This window comes from Candidatus Baltobacteraceae bacterium, assembly GCA_036489885.1.
Classification (GTDB): domain Bacteria; phylum Vulcanimicrobiota; class Vulcanimicrobiia; order Vulcanimicrobiales; family Vulcanimicrobiaceae; genus JAFAMS01.
Genome location: DASXEW010000001.1, coordinates 136890 through 151527, shown reverse-complemented (window position 1 = coordinate 151527; position 14638 = coordinate 136890). Strand labels below are relative to the sequence as shown.

At 60.5% G+C, this 14638-nt stretch carries 17 protein-coding genes, 1 tRNA gene and 1 pseudogene; 7 read left to right on the top strand and 12 right to left on the bottom strand.

Annotated features, from left to right (window positions below; genetic code table 11):
* Positions 1–11 precede the first annotated feature (11 nt).
* On the bottom strand, positions 12–491 hold the full coding sequence (msrB, locus tag VGG22_00750; protein ID HEY1726889.1) for a peptide-methionine (R)-S-oxide reductase MsrB: 480 nt from the start codon (positions 489–491) through the stop codon (positions 12–14).
* Between the two features lie 103 nt (positions 492–594).
* On the opposite strand from msrB, the gene VGG22_00745 reads away from it, so the two are divergent.
* A complete protein-coding gene (locus VGG22_00745) occupies positions 595–1473 on the top strand; it encodes an NAD(P)-binding domain-containing protein (GenBank protein HEY1726888.1) in 879 nt (292 codons plus the stop codon).
* A gap of 113 nt (positions 1474–1586) precedes the next feature.
* Here VGG22_00745 and VGG22_00740 read toward each other — a convergent pair whose 3' ends face one another.
* Genes VGG22_00740 through VGG22_00725 form a run of 4 tightly spaced genes read right to left on the bottom strand, consistent with a single transcriptional unit; the run spans position 1587 to position 2897 of the window.
* Positions 1587–1961, bottom strand: a complete 375-nt coding sequence (locus VGG22_00740) for an SRPBCC domain-containing protein (protein HEY1726887.1) — start codon at positions 1959–1961, stop codon at positions 1587–1589.
* The gene (locus VGG22_00735) at positions 1955–2110 is read right to left on the bottom strand and encodes a hypothetical protein (protein ID HEY1726886.1); all 156 of its coding nucleotides are present in this window, start codon (positions 2108–2110) and stop codon (positions 1955–1957) included. Before VGG22_00735 ends, VGG22_00740 begins: the two co-directional genes overlap by 7 nt.
* A complete protein-coding gene (locus VGG22_00730) occupies positions 2107–2559 on the bottom strand; it encodes an SRPBCC domain-containing protein (GenBank protein ID HEY1726885.1) in 453 nt (150 codons plus the stop codon). Before VGG22_00730 ends, VGG22_00735 begins: the two co-directional genes overlap by 4 nt.
* Positions 2559–2897: a metalloregulator ArsR/SmtB family transcription factor gene (locus tag VGG22_00725; protein ID HEY1726884.1), complete on the bottom strand. Its 339-nt coding sequence runs from the start codon at positions 2895–2897 to the stop codon at positions 2559–2561. The genes VGG22_00730 and VGG22_00725 overlap by 1 nt, the downstream gene beginning before the upstream one ends.
* Before the next feature lie 322 nt (positions 2898–3219).
* On the opposite strand from VGG22_00725, the gene VGG22_00720 reads away from it, so the two are divergent.
* Positions 3220–3969 (top strand): alkaline phosphatase family protein, encoded by a 750-nt coding sequence (locus tag VGG22_00720; protein ID HEY1726883.1) that lies wholly within the window; start codon positions 3220–3222, stop codon positions 3967–3969.
* Here the strand turns inward: VGG22_00720 and VGG22_00715 are convergent.
* Positions 3950–4720 carry a polysaccharide deacetylase family protein gene (locus tag VGG22_00715; GenBank protein HEY1726882.1) on the bottom strand — a complete coding sequence of 257 codons (771 nt, stop codon included), beginning with the start codon at positions 4718–4720 and terminating at the stop codon, positions 3950–3952. The genes VGG22_00720 and VGG22_00715 overlap by 20 nt on opposite strands.
* 16 nt (positions 4721–4736) lie before the next feature.
* Between VGG22_00715 and VGG22_00710 the strand changes: the two genes are divergently transcribed.
* Positions 4737–6695, top strand: coding sequence for a phosphodiester glycosidase family protein (locus VGG22_00710; protein HEY1726881.1), 1959 nt, complete (start codon positions 4737–4739; stop codon positions 6693–6695).
* Here the strand turns inward: VGG22_00710 and VGG22_00705 are convergent.
* Entirely contained in the window at positions 6692–8137 is a 1446-nt protein-coding gene (locus VGG22_00705) for an ATP-binding cassette domain-containing protein (GenBank protein HEY1726880.1), read from the bottom strand. The genes VGG22_00710 and VGG22_00705 overlap by 4 nt on opposite strands.
* A gap of 60 nt (positions 8138–8197) precedes the next feature.
* Between VGG22_00705 and VGG22_00700 the strand changes: the two genes are divergently transcribed.
* Together VGG22_00700 and fabG are read left to right on the top strand one after the other, a co-directional pair.
* On the top strand, positions 8198–9382 hold the full coding sequence (locus tag VGG22_00700) for an acetyl-CoA C-acyltransferase family protein (protein ID HEY1726879.1): 1185 nt from the start codon (positions 8198–8200) through the stop codon (positions 9380–9382).
* 23 nt (positions 9383–9405) lie between these two features.
* Entirely contained in the window at positions 9406–10149 is a 744-nt protein-coding gene (fabG, locus tag VGG22_00695) for a 3-oxoacyl-[acyl-carrier-protein] reductase (protein HEY1726878.1), read from the top strand.
* A 3-nt stretch (positions 10150–10152) separates the two neighbouring features.
* Here fabG and VGG22_00690 read toward each other — a convergent pair whose 3' ends face one another.
* The 5 genes from VGG22_00690 to VGG22_00670 all read right to left on the bottom strand — a co-directional run bounded on the left by VGG22_00690 (position 10153) and on the right by VGG22_00670 (position 13763).
* Positions 10153–11409, bottom strand: a complete 1257-nt coding sequence (locus tag VGG22_00690; GenBank protein HEY1726877.1) for a cupin domain-containing protein — start codon at positions 11407–11409, stop codon at positions 10153–10155.
* 33 nt (positions 11410–11442) lie between these two features.
* Positions 11443–11871, bottom strand: a complete 429-nt coding sequence (locus VGG22_00685) for a GNAT family N-acetyltransferase (GenBank protein HEY1726876.1) — start codon at positions 11869–11871, stop codon at positions 11443–11445.
* 34 nt (positions 11872–11905) lie between these two features.
* Positions 11906–12607: a gamma-glutamyl-gamma-aminobutyrate hydrolase family protein gene (locus VGG22_00680; protein ID HEY1726875.1), complete on the bottom strand. Its 702-nt coding sequence runs from the start codon at positions 12605–12607 to the stop codon at positions 11906–11908.
* Between the two features lie 55 nt (positions 12608–12662).
* A tRNA-Thr gene (locus tag VGG22_00675) sits at positions 12663–12738 on the bottom strand.
* A 20-nt stretch (positions 12739–12758) separates the two neighbouring features.
* Positions 12759–13763, bottom strand: a complete 1005-nt coding sequence (locus VGG22_00670) for an LLM class flavin-dependent oxidoreductase (protein HEY1726874.1) — start codon at positions 13761–13763, stop codon at positions 12759–12761.
* A gap of 54 nt (positions 13764–13817) precedes the next feature.
* Between VGG22_00670 and VGG22_00665 the strand changes: the two genes are divergently transcribed.
* Both VGG22_00665 and VGG22_00660 read left to right on the top strand, forming a co-directional pair.
* Positions 13818–14012: a hypothetical protein gene (locus VGG22_00665; protein HEY1726873.1), complete on the top strand. Its 195-nt coding sequence runs from the start codon at positions 13818–13820 to the stop codon at positions 14010–14012.
* 56 nt (positions 14013–14068) lie between these two features.
* Positions 14069–14611: pseudogene (locus VGG22_00660) on the top strand (DsbA family protein).
* Positions 14612–14638 lie beyond the last annotated feature (27 nt).

Sequence of the window (14638 nt, the reverse complement as noted above, 5' to 3'; positions counted from 1 at the left end):
TTGGACCTCGATTAGCTCTCGGGCTTGAACTTCAGCGCGACGCCGTTCATGCAGTAGCGCAATCCCGTCGGTCGTGGACCGTCGTCGAACACGTGCCCGAGGTGACCGCCGCAACGGCTGCAATGTACCTCGGTGCGAGCTTCGAACATCGAGTTGTCCCGTGACTCGCCGATAGCGCTCGGAAGATGATCGTAAAAGCTCGGCCAGCCCGTCCCGCTATCGAACTTCGTCTTTGACGAGAACAGCGCTTGATCGCAGCCGGCGCAATCGTAGATGCCGTTACGCTTCTCGTGATCGAGGGGGCTGGAACCCGCGTACTCCGTGCCATGCTGCCGCAGCACCGCGAAAGCTGCCGGGCTCAGCCGCGCGTGCCATTCCCCGTCGCTGAGATTCCATGCCGAATCGGTCGCCTCAGCCGCACGCGGCGATGCCGACGCTCCGAGGGCTGCAAAGAAGGCACCGAGTCGTGTAAGCAATGCCGAACGTGTCATGGCCAAAGCCTACCATGACAGCGCGCTCGACGCAGTAACCTAGCCTACGTCAGAGGAGCTTAGCGACTGCTCGCATAGGCTGTGACTTTCACAGATCAGGAGGTTGAATTTGCCGCTCGTCGTTGGTGTTATCGGTACGGGACTGATGGGGAAACCGATGGCCCGCAACCTGTTGCGCGCCGGTTACTCCGTGGTCGTGCAAAACCGCACCGCCTCAAAATTCAAAGATCTCGTGGAGGCCGGCGCGATCGCCGCCGCGACGCCCAAAGTGCTTGCCGCGCAGTGCGACGTGGTCATTACGATGCTGATCGATTGGCCGACGACGCATGACGCAATCTTTGGATCCGATGGCGTGCTGGCCGGAATTCGCGCGGGCAGCCTCTTCATCGACATGGGAACGACGTCGCCCGCGCACGCGCGTGAGCTCGCTGAAGCTTTTACAAAAAAGGGCGTAGACGCAATCGATGCGCCCGTGAGCGGCGGCGAGAAAGGGGCGATCGAAGGGACGCTCACCGTTATGGCGGGCGGAAGCGAAGCCGCTTTCGAGCGCGCTAAGCCCGTGTTCATGGCAATGGCCAAGACCGCCGTTCGTATCGGCCATGCCGGCGCCGGACAGATTGCGAAGATGTGCAATCAACTCATCGTCGCCTCGACCGTCGAACTGGTTGCCGAAGCATTCGCACTTGCACGCGCACACGGCGTCGATCCGGCGACGGTGCGCGAAGCCATGCTCGGCGGATTCGCCGGCAGCAAGATCCTCGAAGGTCAAGGCCAGCGCATGCTCGATCGCAATTTCGTTCCGGGCGGACCGATCAAGACGCACATGAAAGACCGCGAGAACATTCTCGATGCATGCGCGCGGGTCGGTCTCGAACTACCTGCCGCGAAGGCAGCGTTCGATCGGGTCAAGGAAGTCGTCGATCGCGGCGACGGCGAGCTCGACCACACCGCGCTCTACAAACTCTACGACGATCTGCCGTAGTATCGAGCGATCTGGCGATACGCGTACTGAACGCCGGCCCAGATCGCTACCAGCTCCTTCTTGATCACTGAGTTACCTTACCCAATTTTTCTCAGAAGGTCATTGGACAAGTGTTAAGTCGTGAGTACCTTTTGCAGTGGATGCCAATAATGCTCGTACCATCCCGAGGCGAGATGCGGTGCCGCTTCGTTCGGAAATCCGGTATGGTCGAAAACGACCTTCGTCCCTGAGCCGTGCCGCACTAGGACGAACTTCGCGATCGAGAACCAGCCGGGTTCCCAGCTGCCGGCACGCCAAGCTTGCACGAGACGCGTTTCGCGGACCATTTCGAGATTGCGGCCCGTGACGTAGCCGCCGAAAAGTGTGAACGCTCCACCGGGTTCGGGATCGATGTAGGTCGGCGTCTTGCTGATCGCTCCGATCATGCTCGACTTCATGCCGAAGCCGGCGCGGACGACGCGATCGAAGGTTGCGGTCGTGATCAGCACCCTAAAGGCGGAGCCGCAAACATGATCTCTTGATGGATCGCGGCATTCGAGTGCGTGATGTCGACGGTCGCGTCTGCTTTTCCGCGCGTAGCCACGCCGAGCCCGATGCCGATCAGGATCCCGGCGCGGCTGATCTTCGCAGCGCTCACGAAGTGATTTTCGCGAGCTGGTCGAGGCAGGCGCCCCAACCGGCAGCGTGACCGTCGCGCGATTCGACGCTGCGAAGATTTTCGTGCGTGAGGACGAGATCGGTTTCGTTACCGCGGCCTTTGAAATCGAGGGTCAAGAGCGTCTCGACGACGTCTTCCGGACTGTCTTCTTCCCATGTCCAGGTGCACACGAAATGCGAGGGCGCTTTGATTTCTCGATAGACGCCGCCGACGGTCAAGACTTCACCGTCCGGCTTGACGAACGTGATGCTGTACTTGCCGCCGACGCGGAAGTCGACTTCAAGATTCGTGACCTTGGCTTCGCCGGGGAAGAAAAACTGGCGCATTCCGTCGGCGGACGTCCAGAGGTCGAACACTTTTTGCGCGGGCGCTTGAAACGTGCGCCGAAGGACGAGTTTCGAGGGAGAGGCGAGTTCTGTCGTCGTCATCATTTCTTCTTTCGTTTAGATGTGCGTGCGAGAAGTGCGTCGAGGCGATCGAAGGTGGAGTTCCAGAACTCGCGCTGTTTGTCGATCCACGACGAAGCAGCAATCATCGTGTTCGTGTCGAGACGGCAGCGATGCACGCGGCCATCGATCTCACGTTTCAGAATCCCAGCTTCTTCAAGAATACGGAGGTGCTTCGAGATCCCCGGCTGCGAGATCGTAAATCCGGCAGCGATCTCCCCGACCGTCATCGGCTGGCGAGCGAGCCGCTCGACGATGCGCCGGCGCGTGGGATCGGACAAAGCGCCGAAAACCGCGTCCAGGCCTCCAACGTTAACCATACGGTTATATAACCACACGGTTATAGCTCTGTCAACCTCGCTTCCCGAGAGTAGGGCTTTGATGTCATCCCGAGCGTAGGGCTTTGATGTCATCCCGAGCGTAGGGAGCGAAGCGACCGTAGTCGAGGGACAGCCGAAATCATAGCTAGTAGAGAGGAAGGTGAAATATTTCGCCGCGATCTTTTGCGCCCTGAGCTTGCTCGCTGTCCCTCGACTACGCGCCTTCAGCGCTACGCTCGGGATGACAAGCAGCGGCGCTACGCTCGGAATGACAAGCAGCGGCGCTACACTCGGGATGAGAAGCAGCGGCGATACGATCAGGATGACAAGAGTACAACACGTCGTAATCGTCGTTGAGGAAAACAAGACGCTGGCGCAGATCCGCGGCAATCCACATGCGCTGTACATCAACAAGCTGATGCGCGGCGGCGCGTTGTTTGTGAATGCGCATGCCGAGCGGCATCCGAGCCTGCCGAATTATTTCGCGCTCTTCGCGGGCCTGGTTAACGGCAACGGCGATGATTGTCCCGCAACCGGCTTTCCGGCGAATGCTCCCAATATTGGAAGCGAGCTGTTTGCCTCGCACCGCGCCTTCGTCGGATACGCCGAATCGATGCCGTCGGCGGGGTTCACCGGTTGTTGGGCCGGACCGTACGCGCGCAAGCACGTGCCGTGGGTGCAGTTTTCGAATATCCCTGCGAGCGCTAATCTTCCGTTCTCGGCCCTACGTTCGTACGATACGCTCCCGGCCGTAACGATGATTATCCCGAACGTCAACAACGACATGCACGACGGTACGATCGCGATGGGCGATGCGTGGCTTGCGAGGAACATTGCGCCGTTGCTCGACTGGGGCGCGAAGCACGATACGCTCTTCGTCCTCACATGGGATGAGGGTTTTGACTCATCCAACAACATCCCGACGCTCTTCTTCGGTCCGATGGTCAAGCCGGGCGCGTACAAAGAACCTGTCGATCACTACATGGTGCTTCGCACGATCGAGGATCTTTTGCAGCTGCCGCCGACCGGCGCTGCGGCTCACAAAATGGCGATCAGTGACTGTTGGCGCTAACGTCGGCTAAGGCTTGATCGAAGCGCGTGAGCACGGAGTAGCGGTGAATCAGCAGCAGATTCTCTGAATCGGCCGCGTTGCCCCAATCCTCGATGAACCCCATCTCGTAACCGTTCTCGGATGCGAGTCGCGCCAGACGGTCGTCGTAGTTGTCCTCGGGATAGACGAGCGCGTAGATGTGCCGGCCGAGGCGAGCCTCAAGTGACTTGCGCGAGAGCTGCAGCTCGTGGACGACGAGCGCATCGGAAAGCTTTCGCAGATCGGGTGGATGGTTCGCTGTCAGACTCTGCACGTCGATCAATCCGCTGCGTTCCATCTCGGCGAGCTGCGCCCACGTGTTGTGACGTTTGCTCGTCGTCTTTCCGACGAAATTCGTGTGCACGAAGAGCGTCGCAGGATAGTTATATTTTTTCAAGAGCGGAAACGCGTTCGCGTAGATTCCCCAACCGTTGTCATCGAATGTCAGCACTAGTGGCTTGGATGGAACCGGCGCGCCGCGCTCGAGATGCGCTCGTAACTGCTCGAGCGTGATGACGTGAAAGCCGCCCTTGTGAATTGCTTCGAGCTGCCCTTCGAACGTTGCGAGCGGCGTATCGAACCAGACTTCCTTTGACGGCACGACGTCGTGCCAGACGAGGACCGCGAGATAAGGCGTCTTACCTCCGGCCGCAACTTGCGGCAACGGATTTTGCGCGGAAGCTGGGACCGCGAGCAAGCAAACCAGCGCGCCCAGGGCAAGCCACTTGATCATCGAAACCCCAGACCCCGTGCTGAGGCTCAGCGTTGCGGTTGGTGCTGCGTTCGTTCTCGCGATTCTCATTGGAATGAGCGCCGTCTTCCCCCGAATATTCTTGGGACACGCCGTAAGTGGTATCACCGGCGCCGACATGAATGCCGATAGCGTAGCATTTTCCGGCGGTCTGCGGCACTTTGTCGCGACGAACTTCGAGCTGCGCAATGCGAGCGGCTCTGCAATCCTCAAAGCGCCGCGCGCAGACATCGACTTCGGCGGCAGCGCTCCGCACGTCGTCCTCGATCATCCGACTGCCACCGTCGCACGTGCCGATCTAGCTACCCTCGCGAAAGCAGCCGCACACCTGGGCTCCGGCACGATCGAAGTCAACGCAGGTTCGTTTCAGGTTCAAAATGCGCTCGACGTCGAGTCGATCGATGGGAAGCTCCGCGTGAAGGGATCGGAACTCGCCTACGACATCCGCGGAAACGTCGTCGATCAGGGAACATCGTATCCATTTCACGGCGGAACCGACGAAGACGCCGGCATCACGATTCAAACCTGGAATGCGTCCGCGCTTCCCGTCGCACCACTCGTTGCCGTCGCCGCGTCACAAGATCTCGAGGTCGCGTCTTCGAGCGGACAACTCAAGAACGTCGAGCTGACCGCAGAATCCACCGGCGGGAAACCGGCGGAATTTCACGCCGATGCCGAGCTCGCCGGCGGTGCGCTGCAGCTCGGCGCGCCGACACACACGATCGCCGGACTGCACGGCAAGCTCGTCATCGACGCGGACTCGATCGGATCGAGAATGGTCGAGGGAACGCTCGACGGCGTGCCGCTCACGCTCGTCGGGCGGATCGAAGATTATGACGTCGCGCGCTTCGATAGGCTCCTGTTGGACGTCGCTGCCGAGCCGAACTTGCGCGAAGCCCATCTTGAAGCGACCGCGCCCGGCGTCGCGTTTGCAAAATATCGCTTGGAATCGGAACACGGTCGGCTTGCAATTTTCGTCTCGTCGGTTGATACGAAGAACCCGACGGTAAGCATCAATTCCGCCTTGGCCGACGATCACGTCACGTCCGGAGGTGAACGCACCTCGACGATGGGGCAGCGCACCGGTGCCGTGATGGGTATCGACGGCGATTATTTCGACATCGGGGGAAGCTATGCGCCACAAGGCGTTCTCGTCATCTCGGGTAAGCTGCTGCGCTCGCCGACGAAGCGGTACGCGATGACGGTTCATCGCGGAAATCACGTCACGTTCGATGAGTACACGTTCGACGGCAAAGCCGTTGACGGTGAACATACGATCCCGATTCACGATTTCAACGTCTATCCGCCCGGGAAGGTCGGGATCGTAACCCCGGCGTTCGGTAAGCTACAACCGCATATCGGAACGACGTTCGTTGCGCTCGACGCCGTGCCCGGAACGACGCCCGGCGAGAATGGGGAATACCGAGTGACACGCGTTGGTCCGATCGAGGGCGTTCAACCTGCAACGATGGGACTTGCCTTTGGGCGCTATGCGGAAGCAAAACCGCCGCGTGTCGGCGACACGATTCAACTCGAATATCATCTCACGCCGGACTACAACGATATCGTCACCGCTGAAGGCGGCGGTCCGCTCATGGTTCGCGACGGGCAGTTTCTCGAAGACCCCGATGCGCCGGCCAAGGACGAGCACGACGTTCGCTGGCCGGTTGTCGGCGTCGGCCGCCTCGCCGACGATTCGCTACTCTTTTTCGAAGTCGATGGGCGCTGGCCCGATATCTCCGTTGGGATGACGCGCCCCGAATTCGGCGATCTGATGGTCCGCTATCATGTCGTCGACGGCTTTGCGATGGATTCCGGCGGATCGGCCGGGATCGTTTCCCGGATCCCCGGCGACAAAGAGGTCAGCGTGCGTAGTCACCCGTCGGATCAGAGCTGGGAACGCTACGTCACCGACGCGATCTTCGTTTACAGCTCGGCGCCGAACATCGATCCCTAGCGGCGCACGATCCCAACAACGCGTCCGTCTTCCAGCTTCAGCTCGTTTTCGATCCAATCCGGAATGTCGCTCTCGTGGTGCCCGATCATCACGATGGAGGTTCCGGCCGCGGCCAGCTCTTCGACGCGGCGCAGCATGCGCGCACGAACGTCGCGATCGAATCCGTTGAGCGCCTCATCGAGAATGAGCAGGCGCGGCGTTCGTACCAGCGCACGAGTTACGAGCACGAGCCGCCGCTGTCCGAAGGAAAGCTCGAGAAACGGCCTTTGCGCCAGATGCTCGATCCCGAAATCGCGAATTAAGCGGCGCGCGGTCTCGATCTGATCGGCGGACGCCCTGCGCATCACCCCGACGCTTGCAAAGAATCCCGAAACGACGACGTCTTCGACCGGAATGCTCCAGTCGTAGCGCAGCTGCTCGTCATCGGAAATCAGGCCGACCGTGCGGCGGATTTGCGCGACGCTCACGTTCTCGTACGAGCCGTTGCGCTCGATGCGTCCCCCGTACGCTGTTCGCAGACGACCGTAGAGCAGTTTCGCAAGCGTCGACTTCCCGGCGCCGTTGGGGCCGCTCACGAACCAATGCTCTCCGGCGCGTAATTCCCAACTGACGCTGCGCAAGGCGTGCCGCTGTTCTTGAAACACGTCGACGTCTTCAAGCTTGACGACGACCTCGCCGGCACCGCGCCCGATGACCTTGCCGTTGCGTCGATTAGGCGTCATCGATGGCTTCTCGAGCGGCCCCACGGACGAAACACGCCCGCCATCCAATCGCAGCTCGTGCGTGATCGCCGCCGGCAGCTCTTCACGCCGATGCGTGGCGATCACGAGTGACGTCCCCTCATTGACGGATTCGGCGAGCGTTTGTGCGATGATGTCGCGCGATTGCCGATCGATACCGTGCGCGAACTCATCGAGCACGACGACGCGCGGTGCGCCCGCAAGCGCGCGAGCGAGCAACGCGCGGCGCAGCTGTCCGAACGAAAGCTCGTTCATCGGTTCGTCGAGAAGGCCCGCGATACCGAGGCGCTCCGCCAGGAGCTGAACTCGCGCGAGCTCTTCAGCCGTGGCGGGTTCGGAAAGATATAACGTCCCATGCACGCCGCCTACGATAAGTTGCCTAACGTCGAGCGGAAGCTCCATGCGCAACAGTCGCTCGTGCAGTTCAGGCGCGAGGTATCCAATGTTCGCTTTGGCGGTTGCGAGCGCGTCGGTTTCGGCGCCGCGCAAATGATAGGTGCGCGAGCCGCTGCCATATGCAATGGGTTGATCGCCACGAATGACGCGCAAAAGCGTCGTCTTGCCCGCGCCGTTCGGTCCGCTGCAGAGCCAATGTTCGCCCGCGCGCAATTGCCAGCTGACGTTTTCGAGGACGGTACGATGGCCGAGCATCACGCGAACCTCGTGCAGGTCGATCAGCGGAAGATCGCTTGCTCGATCCATGAAGGTATCTTTGAATTGCGGGCATGAAAGCCTCGCGCTTAACCTGCACGAGAGGGAAACATGGCGGACAGAAACGTGGTCGTCCTGAGCGGAGCTCGGACCGCAATTGGTACATACGGCGGAAGTCTCAAGGACGTACCACCGACGCAGCTTGGCGCTACGGTCGTTCGCGAAGCGGTCAAACGCGCCGGCGTCGCGCCGAGCGAAGTCGGACACGTCGTGTTCGGCAACGTCATTCACACCGACGCGAAGGACATGTATCTCTCACGCGTCGCGGCTATCGAAGGCGGACTCCCGCAAGAAACAGCGGCCCTAACGCTCAACCGCTTGTGCGGCAGCGGGCTGCAAGCCATCGTCTCGGCAGCGCAGACGATTTTGCTCGGCGACACTGACGTCGCGCTCGGCGGCGGCGCGGAATCGATGAGCCGCGGAATCTACGGTGTGACGGGGCTGCGCTGGGGCGCGCGCATGGGCGATAGTCAAACGATCGACATGATGGTTGGCGCGCTCACCGATCCCTTCGACACCGTTCACATGGGGATGACGGCCGAGAACGTCGCGGAAAAATACGGAATCTCGCGTGACGCGCAAGACGCGTTTGCCGTCGAAAGTCAGAAACGGGCCGCTTCAGCGATTGAGAAAGGCCACTTCAAAGAGCAAATCGTTCCCGTCGAAATCAAATCGCGCAAAGGTACGATTTCTTTTGATACCGACGAGCACGTGCGCGCCGACGCGACGCTCGAGGGCGTCGGGAAGTTGCGCGCGGCCTTCAAATCCGACGGAAGCGTGACCGCTGGTAACGCTTCAGGTATCAACGATGCCGCAGCCGCGATCGTGATGATGGAAGCCGGAGCCGCGCAGCGGGCCGGGCGCAAACCGATGGCGCGGCTCGTTTCGTACGGGCACTCCGGCGTCGATCCGAAATACATGGGCATCGGGCCGGTACCCGCAGTGAAAAAAGCACTCGAGCGCGCGGGTCTGAAAATCTCCGATCTCGATGTCATCGAATCGAACGAAGCATTTGCGGCACAGGCTTGTGCGGTTTCAAAAGAGTTAGGACTCGACTCCGCCAAGGTCAATCCCAACGGCGGCGCGATTGCTCTGGGTCACCCAATCGGCGCCACCGGCGCAATCCTCACGATCAAAGCCATTTACGAGCTCAAGCGAACCGGCGGCCGGTATGCGCTCGTGACTATGTGTATCGGCGGCGGTCAGGGCATCGCTGCAATCTTCGAACGCTTGTAATTTTCGTCTAGCGAGGAAACACGATGTTCAGCGACGGGCAAGTTGCAATCGTCACCGGTGGCACGCGCGGAATCGGCGGCGCGATCACGCGCATGCTGGCCAAGGCCGGCGTAAAGGTTGCGGCCGGGTATAGCCGCGGCAAAGAGGGCGCGGAGAAGCTGAAAGCCGAGCTCGAAAAAGACGGCTCGCACATTTCGATTCATCAAGGTAGCGTTCATTCGCCAGCCGATTGCGAGCGCGTCGCCAAAGAAGCGATCGATCAATGGGGCAAGGTTGATTTTCTCGTCAACAACGCCGGCATAACGATCGATAAAACGATGCGCAGAATGACCGATGAGGATTGGACGAACGTCATGGACGTAAACCTCTCGGGTGCGTTTCGAATGACGAAAGCCGTGCTCGATCACATGGTGAGCCGAGGCTCCGGGCGGATCATCAACATCAGTTCCGTGATCGGCCAGACCGGAAACGTCGGTCAAGCCAACTACGCCGCGTCAAAAGCGGGTCTGTTCGGATTGACGAAGAGCCTCGCGCTCGAGCTGGCGCAACGTGGCATTACCGTCAACGCGGTCGCGCCGGGGTTCATCGCAACCGAGATGGTCGGTGCGATTCCGAAAGAAATCCTCGACAAAATCGTCGAGCGCATTCCTCAGCGCCGCCTCGGGAAACCCGAAGAGGTCGCGCGCGTCGTACGCTTCTTGCTCGAAGACGAATCCAGTTACATTACCGGCGCCGTTTTCAACATCAACGGCGGCCTGGATATGTAGCGGCTAGTTGACCGAGATCAGCCCTTCGAGGAGCAGCATCTTCACGAGCTGACGGCCGACGTTGCCGGGCAGCGCCGCATCGACTTGCGAAACCGTCATTGGCCCAGCCTGCAGTTTTTCGAAGAGCGGTGCGTATGCCGCGGGAAACGCGAGCGACTTCCCGGCGATCAGCAGTTCGATATTCTGACCGGCACGGCGCAACATGAAGGGTGCATCGTCGCGCATCGTGAGCGTATTCGTCGGCCCGAGCGTCATGAAACGCTCCCATTCACCAAAGGCCCCGCCCGCTTCGGCCCGCGTTACCGCGAACAGATCGCGTAGAATCATCTCGCTCGCGGCCGGGACGTGCGCCGCAGGTAGCGCTTTGGGGAGACGCTCGTGGATCATCGCGGCGAAGCGCGCCGGAAATTCTTTCGATTCATGCCAACCCGGCGGGAGCGCACGGCGAAGCTCGAGGTCGGTTACCGCAGCGAAATCGATCATAGCTTCAAGCAAGTCGATGACGCGTAACGGGCACATCGCGAGCGTGACGTGCAGCGACTTTCCTTCGGCCGTCATGGCTTCGTGCGGGAAACCATGCGGAACGTAGAGCGTATCGCCGGGATTGAGCGTGACCTCGCGATTCAGCTTGATCTGCTTTCCGTGCTCATCTTTTGAGAACGGCTGCGTCTCGACGGGGAGCTGAACGACGGGATCGTAGATCCGCCACGTCTTCGTCCCTTCGATCTGCATCACGAGCGTATCGTGCGTGTCGTGATGGACGTCGAAGCCTTGCGCCTTCGGCGGCGTGAAATAGACGTTCGTTTGAATGTAGAAGCCGAGCCGCTGCTGGACGCGATTGACGAACTTCTGCAGCTTCGGACTGAACAGCGACGCGTCTTTGATGACCAGCGAGTAGCCGCGGTCGAAATATGACACGATGACGCGCGGATCGATCACGAGCTTCGGCGCGCGGCCGGTGTGCCGTGCACGCGTATGCTTGCGTTCGATCATCATTTCGTCGGGGGAAACCTGACCCGTGCCGTGCTTGATCAGAACGAACTTGTCGTGGTCGTTTCCGCCGACGGCGAGCGAGCTCTCGATCTCGCCGACGTCGTAGACCCCGCTGAAATACTTCGGATCGCCGCGTCCGATGTGGAGCGGTTCCTTCTCAAAGTAGCGTTCGAGGAATTCGGTCGGAGAGCTCGGCGCAAGCAGCATCGCGAGAACGTCGGAACGGCGCTCGGCGGGGTGCGGGGCGCGGTGAGGGAGAGGCTGCATTCACAGGTGGTATCGGCCCGCGGCCAGGGCGGCTTAAGAGGAGGCGAGCTTCTTGTACATCACCAGGGCATCGACGTAGCCCGCAGTGGGGTGGTTGAACGCCCCCGGCAACCGGCCGGCCACCTCGAAGCCGAAGCTCTGCCAGAGTCGTATGGCCCCGACGTTGGTCGAGACCACGAAGTTGAACTGAACCGCCCGGTACCCGAGCTCCCGGGCCAGCTCGAGCGAATGGGCGCACATGGCCCGCGCCACGCCGCGTCCCATCGCCGCAGGTGAGGTCACGTAGCCGCAGTTGGCGACGTGCGAACCGCCGCCGGCAGCGTTCGTATGAAGGAAGTACGTCCCCAAAACCTCGCCTTCGTCGTAAACATGAACGTGATGCCCGGATGCGAACCAGTACGTGAACGCGTCGTCTCGTGAGAGATCGCGCGGAAGCGTGTAGGTTTCTCCTGCGCGGATCATCGGTTCGAGAATCGCCCAGATCGCGTCGCGATCGTCAGGCGTAGCTGCGCGAACCGGCAACGGCTTTCAAAAAATGTTCGAACACCGGACCCGCAAGCTTCTCAGCCTGATCCATCCGCTCGGGATGCCACTGCACGGCGAGAAGAAACGGTTTTCCTTCGGGTTTCGCCCACTCGAACGCTTCGATCGTCCCATCGCTTGCGCGCGCCGTAACGACAAATGGATCGGCGAGCCGATCGACGGCTTGATGGTGCGAACTGTTTACTTCGGCCCGATCGGCCGCAGCTAGGCGCGCAATCATCGATCCGGGTTGAACGGTAACCATATGCTGCGCATCGTTGCCATCGGATTTGGCGTGATCGCTCGCCGTAGAAATGTGCGTGATCAGCGTTCCGCCGAAGCCTACGTTCAGCAACTGCTCGCCGCGACAAATGCCGAGCACCGGCACCTCGCGTTCCTTCGCCGTCTCGCACATGCGAAATTCGTGATCGTCGCGTGCGAGTTTAACGCCTTCGCACCGATCGATCTCAGAGGGTTTACCGAAGCGATCGGGCGCGACATCACCGCCGCCCGTGAAAACAATACCGTCAATGCTCCCGATTTCTTTGGGATGCGCCCAAAGATCGATAACCTCGACGTCGAGCCCGAGGCGCGTCGCTGCGCTCTGCACGGCTTCAATGTATCGCGGATACGGGCCGGACTGCGGCGCGTAGCTGATCCCTATTTGAATGGCCATAGCAATTGACCGAACGTGCGTTCGGCTGCCGTGCCTCGCGATCTTCTATAAAAGCTGGAGCCGACGAGCGGACTTGAACCGCTGACCTGCTGATTACGAATCAGCTGCTCTACCAACTGAGCTACGTCGGCGCTGGACGGGCTTCGTTTTGCTACCCACCCTTGAGGCCCTTCAGAACTTCTGAAGCGAGCTCGAACGAACGCAAGCGAGCAGCTTGATCGTAGATCATCGACGTGATCATCAGCTCGTCCGCTTGCGTACGTTTGATGAAACCGGCAATTCGTTCGCGCACCGTCGCCGGTGAACCAACCGCTGCGTACATCTGACGGTGCGCAACAGCAGCTCGTTCTTCGGACGAAAGCAACTGCTCCATCTGCGACATGTCGACAGGCTCCGGCAGTTGGCCGGGTTTCCCACGCACGAGATTCGCCGTCGACTGTTGCGAGCTCGTCAGCAACCGGCGCGCTTCTTCGTCCGTATCTGCAACGATCACCGGAATTGTGGGCATCGCGCACGGTTGCTCCAGCTCTTCCGAGGGCTGGAATGTATCGCGATAGATCTGCAGCGCCTCGAACAGCAAATCCGGAGCGAAGTGCGATGCGAAGCCGAACGGCAAACCCAGCTCCGCCGCAAGCTGCGCACTAAAGAGACTCGAGCCCAAAAGCCAAATCGGCGTGTTGGCGCCGGTTCCCGGCACTGCCTGAATCCCGTGCTGCGGAAAACCATCATCCAGAAAACGCTGCAGCTCCAGCACGTCCTGCGGAAAACGATCCGACGTCGTAGCAAGATCGCGTCGTAGTGCACGCGACGTGATCATATCGGTTCCCGGCGCGCGGCCAAGTCCAAGATCGATACGCCCGGGATAGAGCGCTTCGAGCGTCCCGAACTGCTCTGCGATCACGAGCGGCGAATGATTCGGCAGCATCACACCGCCCGAACCGACTCGCATCGTCTTCGTCGCGCCCGCGACGGCCGCGATGACGATTGATGTCGCGGCGCTGCCGATCCCCGGCATGTTGTGGTGCTCGGCCACCCAGTAGCGGTGATAACCCCACTGCTCGGCGTGCTGGGCAAGCTCGATCGTACGAGACAACGCTTCGCCGGGCGTTCCGCCTTTACGAATCGGCACGAGATCGAGAATTGAAAAATATTTCATGCTACAATCGGACGGATGACGCAGGCACAGACTCTCGTTCGCGCACTCAACGCCTTGACCAAGTCTCCACAGTTTTCGTATCAGAAGGCACGGGCTGCGGCACGCCAGGACAACAACGTCGATTGGACGCGCACCAAAGCCCTCAACGAAGACTTCAATCCTGAAGTCGATGGTTGCGAGTCGTTCGTAATGCGCGACGGGAGTGTCTGTGAATGGAAGCCCGCGTCGTACACGTACGGCGCGAAATGAATCCCCAAGCGCGCATCATCAATATCTGGTCCGACGTTGTTTGACCATACTGCTACCTCGGCTCGGTCTGGGCCGAACAAGCCGCACGAGAGCTTGACGCAAAGCTGCGCTGGCTTCCGTTCGAGCTGCATCCCGAAACGCCGCCGGAAGGCGCACCCAAACCGTTCCCGCCGGAAGCGTGGCCCGCAATCCGCGAGCGCCTGATCCGCACGGCGCAAATGGTCGGTCTCCCGATCGATCCGCCATCGCGTAACTACAACTCGCGCTTCGCACTGGAAACAGCCGAGCTCGTTCGCTCGCTCGGCGGTGACGATGCGTCCGGCGCATTTCATCATGACGTCTCACGCGCATTCTTCACCGAACAAGCCGACATCGCAAAGCCCGCCGTAATCATCCCGATAGCGGAGCGCTACGGCGCGACGGCAACGGATGTCGAAAACGCATGGTCCGAGCATCGTTTTGCAGCGACGGTCGACGATTTCATCAACGCGTCGCACCGTGCGGGCGTGAACGGCGTTCCGGCGATGGCGTGGCCGAATCGCATGGCAGTCGTCGGGATGCAACGACCGGAGAATCTCGTCCGGCTACTGAGCAGCTAGCGATGCAAAAGACGTGCGACAAGTGCG